Annotated in this window: 11 protein-coding genes and 1 rRNA gene; 6 read left to right on the plus strand and 6 right to left on the minus strand. The window is 29.2% G+C overall.

What is annotated here, in order from left to right:
• Positions 1–241: 241 nt before the first annotated feature.
• Positions 242–1773: ribosomal RNA gene (locus MDIS_RS03855) — 16S ribosomal RNA — on the minus strand.
• A gap of 589 nt (positions 1774–2362) precedes the next feature.
• On the opposite strand from MDIS_RS03855, the gene MDIS_RS03860 reads away from it, so the two are divergent.
• The 6 genes from MDIS_RS03860 (at position 2363) to MDIS_RS03885 (ending at position 10539) form a co-directional block, all read left to right on the plus strand.
• Entirely contained in the window at positions 2363–2977 is a 615-nt protein-coding gene (locus MDIS_RS03860; protein ID WP_044635712.1) for a BC85_0335 family putative methyltransferase, read from the plus strand.
• 39 nt (positions 2978–3016) lie between these two features.
• The gene (gene greA, locus MDIS_RS03865) at positions 3017–3499 is read left to right on the plus strand and encodes a transcription elongation factor GreA (RefSeq protein WP_044635713.1); all 483 of its coding nucleotides are present in this window, start codon (positions 3017–3019) and stop codon (positions 3497–3499) included.
• Positions 3499–5061 (plus strand): MATE family efflux transporter, encoded by a 1563-nt coding sequence (locus MDIS_RS03870; protein ID WP_044635714.1) that lies wholly within the window; start codon positions 3499–3501, stop codon positions 5059–5061. Before greA ends, MDIS_RS03870 begins: the two co-directional genes overlap by 1 nt.
• Positions 5062–5159: 98 nt before the next feature.
• On the plus strand, positions 5160–6125 hold the full coding sequence (locus MDIS_RS03875) for an ECF transporter S component (RefSeq protein ID WP_044635715.1): 966 nt from the start codon (positions 5160–5162) through the stop codon (positions 6123–6125).
• Positions 6126–6131: 6 nt separating this feature from the next.
• A complete protein-coding gene (locus tag MDIS_RS03880; RefSeq protein WP_044635716.1) occupies positions 6132–8054 on the plus strand; it encodes a hypothetical protein in 1923 nt (640 codons plus the stop codon).
• Positions 8055–8070: 16 nt separating this feature from the next.
• Positions 8071–10539, plus strand: a complete 2469-nt coding sequence (locus MDIS_RS03885) for a valine--tRNA ligase (RefSeq protein ID WP_044635717.1) — start codon at positions 8071–8073, stop codon at positions 10537–10539.
• 7 nt (positions 10540–10546) lie between these two features.
• On the opposite strand, the gene MDIS_RS03890 is transcribed toward MDIS_RS03885, so the two are convergent.
• The 5 genes from MDIS_RS03890 to rpmH form a co-directional block, all read right to left on the minus strand.
• The gene (locus MDIS_RS03890; RefSeq protein ID WP_232034218.1) at positions 10547–11626 is read right to left on the minus strand and encodes a hypothetical protein; all 1080 of its coding nucleotides are present in this window, start codon (positions 11624–11626) and stop codon (positions 10547–10549) included.
• A 44-nt stretch (positions 11627–11670) separates the two neighbouring features.
• Positions 11671–14322 (minus strand): hypothetical protein, encoded by a 2652-nt coding sequence (locus MDIS_RS03895; protein ID WP_044635718.1) that lies wholly within the window; start codon positions 14320–14322, stop codon positions 11671–11673.
• Between the two features lie 104 nt (positions 14323–14426).
• Positions 14427–16256, minus strand: coding sequence for a membrane protein insertase YidC (yidC, locus tag MDIS_RS03900; protein WP_044635719.1), 1830 nt, complete (start codon positions 16254–16256; stop codon positions 14427–14429).
• On the minus strand, positions 16246–16584 hold the full coding sequence (gene rnpA, locus MDIS_RS03905) for a ribonuclease P protein component (protein WP_044635720.1): 339 nt from the start codon (positions 16582–16584) through the stop codon (positions 16246–16248). Before rnpA ends, yidC begins: the two co-directional genes overlap by 11 nt.
• Positions 16585–16598: 14 nt before the next feature.
• On the minus strand, positions 16599–16742 hold the full coding sequence (gene rpmH / locus MDIS_RS03910) for a 50S ribosomal protein L34 (RefSeq protein WP_044635721.1): 144 nt from the start codon (positions 16740–16742) through the stop codon (positions 16599–16601).
• Positions 16743–16949: the final 207 nt, after the last annotated feature.

A 16949-nucleotide genomic window follows, 5' to 3' on the forward strand; every position in this document is an offset into this window, starting at 1 on the left:
ACTATATAGCACTATTTTAGTAACTATGCAAAAATAAATTAAAAAATTGAAGATAAAAAATTAAAAAAATATATTGACTAAAATATATTAATTAAAACTAAACAAGGAGGAAATGAGTTAAAAAGAATGACTAAAATTCTTTTATTTTTTAAACAAAAGAATTTGGAATAGAATATAAATTTTTAAAGTTTTGTATTTATAGATTCTATATTTTTATAAAAATACAGATAATTTTCCGTAGAAAGGAGGTGTTCCATCCCCACGTTCTCGTAGGGATACCTTGTTACGACTTCACCCCAGTCATCGGTCCTGCCTTAGGCAATGGTCTCCGAGGTTAACTCACCGACTTTGGGCATTACCAACTCCCATGGTGTGACGGGCGGTGTGTACAAAACCCGAGAACGTATTCACCGCAGTATAGCTGACCTGCGATTACTAGCGATTCCGACTTCATGAAGTCGAGTTGCAGACTTCAATCCGAACTGAGACTACTTTTTTGAGATTAGCTTGACATCACTGTTTTGCTGCTCTTTGTAGTAGCCATTGTAGCACGTGTGTTGCCCCACTCGTAAGAGGCATGATGATTTGACGTCATCCCCACCTTCCTCCGGTTTGCACCGGCAGTATCTCTAGGGTTCTCAACTTAATGTTAGCAACTAAAGAAAAGGGTTGCGCTCGTTGCAGGACTTAACCTAACATCTCACGACACGAGCTGACGACAACCATGCACCATCTGTCATCTCGTTAGCCTCCACTATATCTCTATAGCTTTGCGAGGATGTCAAGAGTGGGTAAGGTTCTACGCGTATCTTCAAATTAAACCACATGCTCCACCGCTTGTGCGGGTTCCCGTCAATTCCTTTAAGTTTCACTCTTGCGAGCATACTACTCAGGCGGATCATTTAACGCGTTAGCTGTGCTAGTGACTTTTGCCACCAACTAATGATCATCGTTTACGGCGTGGACTACCAGGGTATCTAATCCTGTTTGCTCCCCACGCTTTCGTCCCTTAGTGTCAATATATGACCAGTTAGCTGCCTTCGCCTATTGGTGTTCTTCCTAATATCTACGCATTCCACCGCTCCACTAGGAATTCCGCTAACCTCTTCATAATTCTATTTTGCCAGTATCTAAAGCGGACTAAAGTTGAGCTTTAGCATTTAACCTTAAACTTAACAAAAAACCTACGGACGCTTTACGCCCAATAATTCCGGATAACGCTTGCGACCTATGTATTACCGCGGCTGCTGGCACATAGTTTGCCGTCGCTTTCTAATAAGGTACCGTCAAGACTAGATCATTTCCTATCTAGTTTTTTCTTCCCTTACAACAGCAGTTTACATCCCTAAAGACTTCATCCTGCACGCTGTGTCGCTCCATCAAGCTTTCGCTCATTGTGGAATATTCCTTACTGCTGCCTCCCGTAGGAGTCTGGGCCGTATCTCAATCCCAGTGTGGCGGTACAACCTCTTGGCCCCGCTAAACATCATCGTCTTGGTAGGCTTTTACCCTGCCAACTAACTAATGTTGCGCACCCCCATTTTTTGGTGGAGCTTTAAAGGCTCCTTTTGATAAAAACTCATGCGAATTTCTATTATATCTGGTATTAGCCACTGTTTCCAATGGTTATCCCGGTCCAAAAGGTAGGTTAGGTACGTGTTACTCACCCATTTGCTACTAAATATTCTAGTAAACTAGAACATTCCGTTCAACATGCATGTATTAAGCACACAGCTAGCGTTCATCCTGAGCTAGGATCAAACTCTCATGATTGCGTTTAATTTAAAAATTGGTTTTGAAATTATATACCTAGTTTTGAAAGATCTAAAATTCTGTTTCGCCTTTTTTGCGGCGTAAATATAATTTTACCATAAAATTAAATTTTTTCTAATTTAATTTTTTTTTTTTTTTTTTAGATTTTTTTACCACTTACATTTTTGCCTGAACCTAAAAACTCAAACAGACAAAAGCAAAATCATTATACCTTATTTAAAATAAAAAACAAAGAAAAAATAAAACTGTCGCTCTATATATTATAAATAGGTAATTTTTGCCTTATTTGAGTGATTTTTGGCGTATTCAAAGAGACTAAAATCAAAAAATTTTCGTTTTTTACCTTAAAAATAACAGCAAAAAATTTTTCGCTTGTGTGAAATTAATTTCATTTTACGAAAAAAATTATTAAAATAAATAATTTTTTTCGATTTTTTCTATTTTCAACAGTTCAATTTTTCTTTTGTTTTTAACTAAAAAGTCGAAAAATAAAAAAAACCAACAATTTTTTGCTTTTTTTTATTTTTTCTTCTTTTTTACAAAAAAAAGTATAATTTTATTATCATAAACGGGAAATTAATAAGTAAAAATGGCAATTTGAAGAATAATTTTATTAATAACGGGAATTATCGCCCTTTTAATTACTTTTGTTTCATTTTTTTGAACAATGTACAAAAAACGAAAATTAATTCAGAAATACAGTTTTAATCTAGAAAACGAAGATTCAACAGCATTAATGACTCTTGGCAACCAAATTTCTGATTTAAAAAGTGAAATCTGATTAATTGAAAGTCTTGAATTTGTCATAAATAAAATAAATAAGGAAAACTTTAAAAAAAATCTTTTTCTTGAATCTGATGGTTTGGTTGCTTGTCTTTCGCAAAAAAATATCGAAAACTCGCAAAATATGGTCTCAATTAATTATCTTGATGAAAATAGGATTAATGAAAATGCTGAAAAATTAAATATAAGCGGGCTTAATTTTGTCAGTTTTTATGAACCTTTTTTTGATTTTATTTTAATTTCGGTTAAAATTGAACCAAAAAGTATTTTAGAATTTCTAGAAATACTTAAAACTGACGGTGTTTTAATTTGAAAATATACAAAAAAACACCGTCAGTCAATTTTAAAATTTTTAAAATCAAAAAAAATTGTTTTTGATGAATATTTTTATTATGATTTTTTAATAATTACAAAAAAATAAATTAAAATTTTTGTAATTATTAAAAAATAGGAGCAAAAGATGAAAAAAGCAATCAACGATGAAATTCTTCTAACCCAACAAAAACTTGATGAAATTAAAAAAGAACTCGAACATTTAGTCAATGTTGAACGCGCTAACGTCATCCAAGAAATCAAAGACGCTCGCTCACAAGGCGATCTTTCCGAAAATGCTGAATACGATGTTGCTCGTGAAAAACAAGGAATAATTGAATCAAAAATCCGCGAATTAGAAACTATTATTGCAAAAGCAAAAATAATTGAGACAAATTCTGGCTCAAGCAGAGTTTCTATTGGCTCAAAAGTAACCCTTGAAAATCTTGAAAGTGGCGAAATTCAAACTTTTCAAATCGTCAGTTCAATCGATGCTGATCCTTTTAAGAATAAAATTTCCTATTTTTCCCCGATCGCACAAGTACTTTTAGGTCAACACAAAGGTGATGAAGTCGAAGTTGATGTTAACGAAAAATACTCGGTGAAAATTTTGGAAGTAATTAACGACTAATGACACTTTCAGTCCGACGTTTTTTTCCTGATTCGGCTGAAAAGTGAAAAAAATTCGCAAAAATTGTAATACCTGTTATTTTAGCAACTCTTTTTATATCCATAAACAATTTTATTGATAATTTTATGGTTTCACAAATTAGCGGTGGAATTACCTCCGTTGGAATGGCCAATGTTTGAACTGGAATAATTTTTTCTTTTATTATTTCAATTAACACAATTGGTTCGATAATTTTTAGTCAATATTGAGGGAAAAAGCAGACTTTGCTGGCAAAACAAGTTAACAATATTCGCTATATTTTATCGATTTCGACTGTTTTAATTTTTGCAATTCTTTCTTGAGTTATCCCAGAAGAAATGCTAAAAGTGGTTCAAAGGGATAAAAGTTCAAATATTTTGGAGAAAGATGTCTTCGAAGATGCAAAAAGTTACCTGTTTATCATTGCTTTTTCGTGAATTTTGTTCGCTTATATTGTTACATCATCGGGAATTTTACGTGAAATTGGTGTAATGAAAGTCTCACTTTTGTTTACCTTAATGACGTTAATTTCAAATGTGAGTCTAAATTTAGTCTTAATTCCACAAATGGGAGTTGCTGGTTCAGCGCTTGCAACTGTGATTTCTCGTCTGATCACGGCAATTTTAATGCATTTATACCAATTTTTTTTCCAAAAAGAAATCAGATTAGCAATACTAAAAATCTTTAAAATTGAAAAAAAGATTTGGAGTCAGTATTTTAAACGTCTTTTTGGAATGTATTTGGTAATTTTTTCCTCGCTAATTATTTCAGCGCGTGCGATTTTATGATCACAAAGTTTACCTCCAGGATCAATTGGTTTCGATGATGGATCTGGTTTTTATAAATATTGAGGAATCGGATTCTTAACTGTTTCGGGAATTATTATCACAATTGCTAATATTTTATTCACAACTTTTGCCTCAGTTCAGACAAGTGTTTCAATTGTTGTTGGGCAAAATTTAGGTCAAAACAAAATTGAAGAAGCAAAAAAAAACGCTGCAATGTTAAAGGGGTTTTTGCTAATTGTCTCAATTGTTATGTCAATTTTAGCTTTTGTTATAGTTGTTGTTATCACCAAAACCAACTTGATAACAAAAGGTGTGGAAATTCAGGTCGAAAAAGGAATAAAAGACTATTTTTCAAAGAATAATTTGTCCATAAACCAAGAAATTATTCAAAAACAGCAAAGTTTAGCAATTGACTTTTATTTGACGCAGATTTTTCGAATTTCACTCTTAATTCTTTTATTAAACCCAATTTGAGTTCAAATTAATTCATCGCTAAACATAATTCAGGCGGGGGGACGGGCTAATTTTGCGAGTTTATGAGACTTTTTTCTTGGGATTTCTCAATTTTCTTGACAAATTATTACAGTTTTTGTATTTTTACCGTTATTAAAAGATGTAAACACTAAACTTTTCATTTCGATGACGATTTTTTATGCATCTGATATTGCAAAATGAATAATTTATGAAATTTTGTATTTAAAAACTAACTGGGCAATCAATTTAACTTTGGAAAAAACGGCAAAGAACTTACCGTAAATTGTTACCTTTTTTTGTATTTTCCGCTATAATTTATAAAAAAGTAGATTGAAAATCAAACAAAAAATAAAGAAACTTTTAGGAAAAGGGGTTTTCTTATGACTAAATTAACGAATATGAAAATCTCTTTTGTCGCGATTTTCATATCAATATCGGTAATTATGCTGATAATTGGAGTTAGATTAGCACCTTTTGCGATCTTGCCTAATTTTCGTCTTTCAATTATTGGGTTGCCAATTAAAATAACCGGGTTTATTTTTGGTCCGATTGTTGGATTTTTGACTGGTTTACTCGCTGATTTAATAACTTTTTTATTTATTCCTGGTGTTTATTCTTGATATTACACGCTTCATCTTTCGCTTACGGGGTTCATTCCTGGAATTTTCTTTTGGTTTTTTGTGATTAAAGGTAAAAAGTGATTCGAAAAAAAGAGAATTTTAGAACGTTTAGAGCAAAAGATTTTTGATCAAAAAAGAAAAATTTTTGACTACACTTATTATGCAATTAGTTATAACGCTAAAGATGAACGTTCAGAACGAAAATTAAAGCAAAAATTAGTTTTTTTAAAAAAAAAATACGAAAAAGTGCAAAATTGACAAGAGGAAAAATCACTGTTAAATTTCTATTGAATTGCAAGCAATTTGATTTTAATTTCAATTGTTTCAGTCACTATTTATATAGTAATGTTTAATCCTTGGATCGACTTTAGTAAGTTTCGCTTCATTTCTAACAAGATTTCTTTCTTGGTTTTGACGCTTTTTGGCGCTTTTTCAATGATAGTTTTCCTATTTGTTGCAAGATTTCTTAATTTTTTTCGCAAAAACGAAAGATATTTAACAATCGCTCCTATTGTCGCTTTTTCCGCCTTACACGAACCAATCGCAAGCATTATTGGGGCGGGTGGGGACGTACAATCTGGGGCTCTTAATAATTTTGAAACGGCTTTTTTGACACATATTATCACATCGCCAGCCAAAATTTGAGTTAATTTATCGGTAGTTTATTTTACTTCAAGGGCTGTTTTGCCACTTGTTTATAAAAAGTTTTCTTATTCTATTAATTAATTAAAAATGGATAATTTTATTAATTTCAATCGCGAAAAAAGCAAAAAACTTATTTTTCATAATATAAAAAATAAGTACTGAAACTATTTTAGTCTTGAATTGAACGCTGGGCAATGTAGTTTTATTTACTCATCTGATCCAAATTTTTTTAGCGAATTTAAAAAAATTCTTGAACGCGAAAATAGTTATAATGGTTTTATTCTTGAAGATAACGAGCCTTATGAATATGGGAAAAACACTTGTTTTTCCGATTTTTTAACAAAAGAAAGTTTTGAAAAAAACAAAAACAAACTCGTAATCGAAGTGCTTTTGAGCCATTGAAAAATTGAACCATTTAAAATTAAAACAAATACAACTCGAAAATATATTTTGTATTTAACTATTAAAAAAATCGATCGATTTTTAAAAAATTTTGAAACAGAAATTAATTTTCTTTCAGAAAACCGTGCTCAATCTTTCAAGTTCATTGAAAGAATTAACAAATTCAAAGAAGAATACCAAGTCTTAAACGAATATTTTCACAATTTATACGTAAAAACAGAACTAAACCCTAACATTGAACAGGAAAATTTAAAGGAAGAATTAAAATTAAGCGCACCTTATTTAGATGCCAAATTTGATAATTTAAAATTAAATGAAACAAATGCACAAATTGCACTTCAAATTATCAAAAACGACGTAAAAAACATTATAAACCAGCACAATTCAATGATGAATTCGCTGGATGCTGATCCCTACAAAATTAAAATTTTTGTCACTGGATATAATTGTTTTCTTGATTTAATTAAAAAAAGCGGCGACTTTCGTTGATTAAGTTCTCAACAAATTTATGAAATTTATTACAAATTTGAACTTTGACTTGGTAAACTTTTAAATCAAAAAACCCTTGAAAATATTTTAAGCGTTCAAAATTTTTTCAGCAAAACTTTTGCTGATGAATTTTGAATTTTTTGGAAGCAAAACCGGCAACAAAAAATTCTTGAAGAGAGAAATAAAAAGGCACAAAAACACTTTAAAATTAAAAAAATTAACTATTTTCGCAAGGAAAATCCTTATTATCAAAATTTGAAAATGAATAGCAAAACCTTGCTCCGTGCAAACATTTTGTGGCAACATGAAGTAATCAAAATGGAAAAAAAATTGCGAAAAAAGAGCTTTCAAAATTCATTTTTTGGTAAAAGAATTTGAATTGCATCTATCGAAAACAAACTGAAAAAATTAAGAGAAAAAATTGCAAAACCAGAATATAAAAATTACTTTATTTTTTTAAAAGACACATTAAATGATTTAAAAAACTTTTTTTACTTTCACAATTTAAAGAAAATTGATTTATTTTTACGTAAAAATCAATTTCTTATTTTTTGTTTTAAAAACAAAATTAATTTTGATGTTCTTTATAAAAATTATGATAGTTTATCCCAAGATAACTTATTTTTTTTAGAAATAAAAAAAATGCAAATGGGTAATTATTCCCGTTTTTTATTCGATGAACATTCGTTCTTTCTTGAAACAAGTCACAAACAGAGACTTTTTCAACACTTTTTCAGCGTTTCCGAAAACCCAGTTCAACTTTTCATTTATTCACGAAGAACAATAAAACCAATCCGTGATTTTAGTATAATTTTTGTTGAAAAGGGAACTTTAATTGAATACATTCGTGAAATCGACTTGCCGCTTACACCAAAAACATCTTTTGCTAAATTTTTTTACCAAAACAGCACTTTCGATCGCACAAATTTGCACTTACTTGAAACTCAATTATACAAACAACTTCAAAATGGTGTTTTTCAAAACAATTCGGTTGGAATTAATAACAATTTTGAATCTTTTGCAAACTCCTGAAGTCCTATAAAAGAAGTTAAACTAGATTTTGATTTTGAAAATAAAAAGTATTTATTAAAAAAAGACATTCTAGTAATTGATTTATAAAAGGGGAACGAACGCTATGGAAAATAAATATGATTTTAAACTTGTCGAAGACGGTAGAAATGAAAAATGACAGAAAAAAGGTTTTTTTGTTGCTCCAAAAAACGCAAAAAAACCTTTTTCAATTATCACGCCACCTCCAAACGTCACCGGACAACTTCATTTAGGTCATTCTTGAAACGTATTTATACAGGATTCTTTGATTCGGTTTCACAAATTGCAAGGTTTTGACGTTCTTCTTTTGCCAAGTGTGGATCACGCTGGAATTGCAACTCAAGTAAAAGTTGAAGAAAATTTGGCTAAACAAAATATTAGCAAATTTGAACTAGGAAGAGAAAAATTTGTTCAAAAGTGCTATGAGTGAAAAGAACAACAATACTTAAAAATTAAAGAACAATGAAACAAATTGGGAATTTGTTATGACTTTTCAAAGGAAAGGTTCACTTTAGATAAAGAAGCTCAAATTGCTGTTAGTGATTTTTTTATCAAGTTATGAGAAAAAAATCTAATTTATCGCGGTGAAAAAGCGATAAATTGGGATGTTAAATTACAAACTGCAATTTCTAATATCGAAGTGATTAACAAGCCTGTTGAACAAAAGATGTACTATTTAAAGTACTTTTTGGAAAATTCTAATGATTTTCTAACCGTTGCAACCACAAGAATTGAGACTATAAGCTCAGACGTCGCACTCGCCGTAAACCCAAAAGATAAAAGATATTTACACTTAATTGGAAAAAAAGTCATCCACCCGCTAACAAAAAAATTAATAAAAATTATTGCCGATTCGAACGTTGGAATTGATTTTGGCTCTGGGGTGATGAAAGTTTCAGCGCATTCAATTCTTGACTTTGAAATTATGGAAAAACATAACTTGTCCGCTCAGGATTGTATCGACAATTACGGGAATTTAAACAAAAATGTTCCTGGTTTTGAGGGTAAAAACCGATTTGTTGCCCGTAATTTAATTGCAGAAAAACTTGAAAAAGAAGGTTTTTTAATCAAAACTGAAACTGTTATTTCGAATGTTGGCTTTTCGCAACGAAGCGATGAAATCGTTGAAATTCTGAAAAAACCACAGTGATTTGTGAAAATGGACAAACTTGCACAAAGTTTACTTTTGCACCTAGATTCAAAAGATAAAATTCACTTTTATCCGCAAAGTTTTGAGAAAAATCTCAAAAAATGATTTGATAAAATTCACGATTGAACAATTTCGCGACAACTTTGATGAGGGCACAGAATTCCTGTTTGGTATAAAAACAACGAATTTAAAGTGCAAATTGAATCCCCTGGATCAGGTTGAACTCAAGACGAAGACGTTCTTGATACTTGATTTTCTTCGGGAATTAGCGCTTTTGCATTTCTGGGTTGGCCGCAAAACGACGAGTTAATTAAGTCGTATTTTCCGACTAGTTTGCTCGTTACGGGTTGAGATATCCTGTTTTTTTGGGTAGCAAGAATGTATTTTTCATCGCTTTTTGTGATGAGTGAAAAACCTTTTGAAAAAGTGTTGCTACACGGTCTGATTCGCGACGAAGTTGGTAGAAAAATGTCGAAATCACTCGGAAATGGTGTTGATCCAATGGAAGTGATTGAAAAATATGGTTCGGACACTTTGCGGCAAGCGTTAATTTTTAACTCTAGCCCTGGAAAAGACATAAGATTTAGTGTTGAAAAATTAAATTCAGCCTGAAATTTGAACAATAAACTTTGGAATATTGCAAAATACATCGAAGATTTAGATTCCACTTTTGCAAAACCAGATTTTATCGACCTTTGAATGGAAGAAAAAATTTACAATTTAAAGCGTGAAATAACAAGAAATATAAAAAAATATAATTTTAGTGTAATCGGTAGCGAAATAAATAATTTTATTTACGGTGATTTTTCTTCTCGTTATATCGAGTTGATTAAAACTCGAAAAAATGGCTTTTATGCACGTAAATTGCTAAAAAAAATATTAGTTATTTTACACCCATTTATTCCATTTTTGACTGATTTTTTAATGGAAAAAATTTTCAAACTGGAAATTTTAGAACAAAAAATACCCACACTTAAGCGCTTCAACAATAGTGAGCAAGTTGAAAATGTCCTTGAAATTATAGATAATTTACGAACTTATAGAGAAAAATTTCAGATTTCTAAAAAAATAATTTTAGAATATTGTGTGATTGACAAAAATTTTACAAACGAAGAAATTGAAATTATAAACAAGTTAACCTTTGGAAAATGAAGTGAAAATGACGAATTAATAATCAAAACAAAAAACTTTAAAATTGCACTTAAAATTCCTGATGAATTAAGAAAAGAACAAGAAAAGCGCGAATTGAAAGAAATAAAATTTCTTAAAGATGAAATTTTAAGAGCAGAAAAAATTCTTTCAAACCAAAACTTTTTGAAAAAAGCACCAAAAGAAAAGATTGATTTAGAGCGTACTAAACTCGTAAAATTAAAGGAGAAGTTAGAATTTTACGAGAAAAAATAGAAATTTTTTATTCTGATTTTTCAATTAAAATTTTAAAATCAGAATCGAAATCGTTTTCACTCCCTTCAAATGGAACGACAAAACTTTGAGTATAAAATCTTACAAAGGGGAACTCTGAAGTTTTATCTTTTTGATCGACATTTTTTTCAAAATAATTGTCAGGGTTAGAATTTGTTTTGTATTCCTTCGCTCTATAAACAAAATTCATCGTAGAAATATTTGAATTTATTTCGTTTTTAACTTTTCTCTCGTTAATCAGGTTGTCGTTTTGTTTGTGGATTTTAAATTTAATTGTTTTTTTAGCAGAATCTAAACTATCAAAAACTAATTTATAATTTGGATATTTAACTGAATCTGAAAAACCAAAAACATTGGTTTCAGGACAATTTTGGCATTTAGGGTCTTTTTGCCTAAAAGCAAAAGAATTTAGCATTTGATTTACATTTATTTGCAAATAATTTTTGTTGTCCTTATTAATAAAATTCTTTTTTAATAATTTCAATTCAACAGAAGAATAAGGCGTTAATTTTCTTGGTAGTTTAGTTGTTTTTTCATTAATTAAAGTTTTTTTACCACCAATTTCAATTTCTGAAAAACCAACTAATGTTGGAAGTACGTAAATATACCAAAAATCCAATGATTTTTGATCAACATTAGGAATATAAACAGAATTAGGATCTTGATTTAATTTCTTTTTTTTAGATTGTAATTGTTTTGAATTATAATAACGGTTTATTAAAACTAAATAGGATATTTCAGAATTAGGATTAAAATTTGTTTTATATTCTGGTATAGTTTCGGCTGATTTTTCAGAATTAGAAAGTGAATTTAAATCGAATAAGTAGAATTTTGCATCTTTATTTTGATAGATTTTTGTACGATTTTCAGGGGAAACTTCAATTAAATTTGAAGAATTAGTCAAACTTTTCAGTTTTTTAGCATTTTCAATTCCATTTTTAGCTTGTTCAGAAAATTTTATTTCGGAATTTGACGAACCACAAGCAGCAGTAATAAAAAAAACTGGCGGAAATAAAACTAAATTTATGAAAAGAGGTTTAAAAATCTTGTTTATTTTTTTAAAGTTCATAATTAAAGTAATTATTTAGAACAAATTCTCCTAGAAAAATATTATTAACCTAAATTTTTATTAAAAAAATCTAATTTAAAAATATTTAGGCGTTCAGAATTTTTTGATTCCTTAAATTTTTTAATCAAACTAGAGTAGGAATTATGGTTAAAAATTATACTTCTTTTTTCCTTAAAAGTAAAATTTCATAGTTGAAATAGGACTTTATTAGCAAAAATTATCGGGTTTTTAAGCGCTTTTTTATCAATTTCCGATGATAAAAGTTTACTTTTATCAATTTTTTCAGATTTAGCTTTTAAATTTATTGTGTTTAGAAAATCTTTTCAGGATAAATCAGTGTCACAAATTTTATCGACTGTTGTTTCGGCGGTCGATAATTCGTCTTCCAAATACTCAATTTCCCAATTTTCGAGAGTATCATTCGAAAAATCAGCAGTTTTATCATCTAAACTAGAGACTATAGTACCAATAATCGTTAAATTTCCAGGTATAAATATTTTCATACCTGAATGCGAAAAAATATAGGAAGAAATTTCTGGATTGGAAATTCCAAGTAAACTTTCACCATTTTCTCCACGAACAAAAAGCGGTCTAAAAGGCGCAAGTGTGCTTTTTGCGGTTTCGTTGTTTATGTTTTCAAGAATAAGGCAATATTTTTTTTCAGGATTTCAATAAGATTTTTTTAAAATTGTTGAAAATGACCCTGGTAGAAAACTAGATTGTTCTTTGTCTTCTAACGAAAAATCATCAAAACCAACAAAATTTCCTTCATCGTACTCATCAAAAAAAGTAACTATTTCATAGTTTTTTTCGTAAATTTCTGACTTACAAATTCTGTTTTTAATTTCAGAATAAATCAAACTTGATGAACGCGAAATTAAAAGCACATTTTCCCCTGTTTTTATGAGTGTTTTTTTTGGCTTTAACACGATGTCGTGATTACCTTTTTTAAAATCAAGTAAATTGAAAAAATTTTGCTTAAAACTTGTCTGATTTAGTAAATTTTGTAGTGAAAAGTTGAATAATTTGTTAATTTTATGTATAAAATAGTTAAAATAATATTCTTTTGAATTTAGCGAATTTGAGATAGGGTATTTTGAAACTTCATTTTCTAGTTCTCGTTTTGAATGTGAAAAAGATGGAAGAATTGAGAATTTTTCATTCAAAAAGTGTTTTTCTTTTTCTGGTTTTTCGCCATTATTGAAATAATTTTCTATTTTAGATTGGCAGTTTAAATCCAATTTTTCTTCATCTAAACTAGACGAGTTGCAGCATTTCTCATCTAAATTATGTTGTAATTTATAGTCTTTTTTGAAATTTTCCCTTTCATTTTGAAAAATTTCATCGCTTGATTTTTCAAATTGTTCAGGGTGAAAATCTGCTTTATCTTCATTTAATTTTTTTGAAGGTTTTGGTTCAGATTTTTCCGTTAAAAAATCAGTTTCGCAGCAACAACTTTCCTCTAATGATTGATTAAAAAGATCAAAAATTGCGAAATTTTCGCTATTTTCAATGGGTTTATCTTCTTTTTCAAGTTTCTCAGGTTCAGAAACTTTTTCAATTTCGCTGTGATTTTCAATTTGTTCTGGTGAAAATGAAACTTCAGGGATTTCGGTGGTCGCAGCAACATTAGCAAGTTCGGGAGAATCATAAACTTCAGAGAACTCGCCTTTTTGCAGTTCTGTTATGTTTTCTTCTTTTTCGGCAAAGTTAGTTTCACTATCTACGACTGTTTCATAAGGAGTTTGATTTTCCACTTGTTTTTCAACAATATTCTCGATTTTGTAGTCATCCTTTTTTTTGATAATTTCCATTGAAATTTCTGAGTTTTCTTCATCTTTATCAAAAAGATTTAGAGTTTTGTTTTGGCTGCCAGTCATTTTTTCCTGTTCATTTTCAGCATCTATTTCTTTTTGCATGGATATTTCGACTATATAATCGTAATTATCTTGAGAATTTTGCGTTAAATAATTAGATCATTTTTCAGAATCTAATCTAATTAAACTTGCTTTTTCAAAAGTGTAATTTTCAAACTGGTTATTACATCTTTGAATTAACTCATCAACTCTTGAATACCAATGTTCATAAAGTTTTATTTTGAAAAAATCCGTGCTATATTGTTGGTTTTTTTCACGTGTTGATTGAACATCGAAAAAAACACCTGAAATTAAAATGTAAAAAATATGATCTTTTTGCGTTAAACTATAGCGAAGCAATTTTATGTTAAATTCAGGGCAGGTAGGTTCTCCAAAATTGAGATTTTCAAAAATTTCATCCACTGTAACAGGAGAATTATTTTTTTTCTTGAGTAATTCAAGTGTCATTTTGAAAATATGACGGTATTCGTAATTGATAAAACTAACCAAATTAAACAAAATTATGCTTATATATTCTCTAATTTTTATCGTTCCATTGTTGACTAGTTTTGCTAAAATGTTAATTTTTTGCTGACCAGGAGTTAAAATATCGGTTTTTGCAACTCCAAGTTGTGCTGCTAATTTTAGATGTTCAGTTAAATCGCCAATGGGTTTTCAATTTTTATTTTTATAAATTTTTAACCATTTATTTTTAAAATTTTGGTTGATTTCTTCCTTATTCAAAAATAAAGCACGTATTAAAATTTCTACGCTTTCAGCTTTTCTAAGATGAGTGTTAGAAATAAGTGACCAAATACAAGGAGTAATTTTGTTTTTCATTAGTTTTCTCCAAAAAATTTTTAAACTATTTTAAACAGACTAATAAAAATTTTACTAAATTAAATTAGATTGTAGGAAAAAACGATTGTTTTTTCCTACAATGATTAAATTCAGTTTTTTCTTTCCATTCAGGGTCGCATTTTCTCGCGATAAAATTTTGATCTTTGCAAATAAAACACTCCTAAAGTTTGCAAAATTTCTCATATACCACCAATAATTCAATAAATTTGGAGTGAAGATTGGAAAATCACACCAAAAAAGACAAAAATAATGGAAACTATTCTTTGCGTTTTTTGCTGTTTTTTTAATGTTTCGTTTTCCTGAACATTCATTATGCGATTTGATTTTTTCTTGTTTAAAATTTTAGGAATTATTTGCTGTAATGCTTGAACCAAAACTGTAATAATTATAATTGGCAAGTAAATCCAATAGCCTTCAAATAATTTTTGGTAAGAAGTCGCTGATAGTTCTAAACCTAAAAAATAGGTAACTTTAAAACTAGGAATCCCTTGTAAAGCACGCCAAACTGCGATAAAAATTGGCATTGTTACCAAAACTTGTGAAAAAGGTGAAAAAGGTGAAAAATTATTTTTCTTATATAAATCAGCAACTTCCTGACGATGGCGTTGCTGCATTACCTTGTTTTTTTTATAACTTTCATATTTTGCATCAATTTTTGCCTTTTTGAGTTGAAGTTCCATTTGTTTATTTTGACCAAAAATTGTCTTAAATCTAAAGATGAAAGAAATAATTTTAGTAAAAATAACAACAGACAAAATCGCTAAAATAGTAATCCAACCTGATCATTCTGAAAGTGATTGCGATGACATAACTAAAAGAATGATTTTTGATAGCGGATAGACAAAAATTGAATAAAAAGGACCTAATTTTCACGATTCAGCTCAAGTTACTATTGGAAAAGAAGGTATATTGTTTTGAAAAGCGATTTGTCTTGCCGCATTTTCATCATTGTTGTTTCAACTGTAAGTTTTATTTTGAATGTCGATTCGTGAAAAATTGACTGGAAAAATAAGTTTTTTTATCGTTTCCGCATAACCAGCGATTATTTTTTGGTTTTCAGGCGAGACATCTTTTCCTGATTTTTTTTCAAATTCATCGATCGCTTTGTCAAGTTTTCCGTTAGAAAATTCGGGTAATAAAAGCAATTTATTGTAAATCGATTGAAAAACATCGCGAGCAAAAACCGCGTATGTCCTGTTTACTGGCGGAATTTTGTTATCTAAATTAAAGAAAAATTTGTCAATTTTTTCGCTTAATGCTGCTGTTCCTGAAGCAGAATTTTGAAAACTATACGTATTTACGGGCAGACTTTTGGCATCTCTTAACTTTTCAAAATAAGATTTATCGGTTTTTAAGCCAAAATACTTTGGCGACGGTATTTTTATATCGGTTCAATTTGTTTTTTGATTGTAAGTGTTTTGCGATGAACTAAAAAAAATGAAATCATTTTTTTTGTCACCTTTTAAATATTCAAATTCATTACGACCATTTTGAAACATAATTAAGGAATTAAATTCACCAAAATTTGAATTTTTATCTTTAATTTGTTTCCTTAATGATTCGAGTATTTGTTCTTGATTTACTTTTTTAGTATCAGTAGAAATTAAAAAATTGTTGTTTTTGGTCGCTATATCAATACCTGGTAAATCCTTTTTTTCAGAAATTTTAAAAATTGTGTAATTCGGGGTTACTTCATTTTTCGAGCTGTAGAATTCCAGAGCTTCACCAACATTATAAGAGGTTTTTACGACCATCGATTGTATACAACCCGTTAAAGAAATTCCAAAAATAATAGTATAAAATAAAACTTTAAAAAATTTAAGAATGCCTTTAAAGTTGAAATTTTTTTTGTTACTATTGCCTAAATTTTGAAAATAGTCGAATGCTTTTGGTCGTGTTTGCTTATTTTTCATTTTTTTTTAATTCTTTAAAAATTTTGTTGATTTTTCTCTGTTTTTCTTCGAAATCAAGATTTAAAAAAGTTTTTCTAGCTATTAAAACTACACGGAAGTTTGAAAAAACATCGCCGGTCTTTTGAAATTCGTGAAGAACATTTTTTATCTGCCTTTTGTAATAATTACGTTTAACAGCGTTAGCGAATTTTTTAGGTATTGAAATTCCAATTTCAAAAAAATCAAATTTTACGTAATAAAGTATAAGATAATTTGTAACAATTTGATTTTTTTGATTAATTATTGCTTGAAATTCTCAATTTTTTTTAATGGTTCGAATTTTTTGCAAAATTATCTCAAATTTTATTTATCTGATACCGTTAATTTTTTACGACCTTTTGCTCTACGTGCAGCAAGAACTTTTCGACCATCTGCAGTCGACATACGAGCGCGGAATCCGTGAGTTTTTAGGTGTTTTAATTTATTTGGTTGATATGTTCGTTTCACGTTTTCTCCTTTTTTATAACTTAAATTTAAAATTAAGGTGAATTTTTTGTTATTTTTAAAAAAATATTGCTAAAATTTAAAAATAAATTTAATTATTTAAAATATAAATAAAGATACAAGTGTGGTTAATTACGTTATCTTTTAACATTTTAATAAAATAAATCGATTAGGTAATTATACCACATAATTAAAGGAAAATTTGAGAAA

Origin of the sequence: Mesomycoplasma dispar (assembly GCF_000941075.1) — a bacterium.
In the GTDB taxonomy this organism is placed as follows: domain Bacteria; phylum Bacillota_I; class Bacilli_A; order Mycoplasmatales; family Metamycoplasmataceae; genus Mesomycoplasma; species Mesomycoplasma dispar.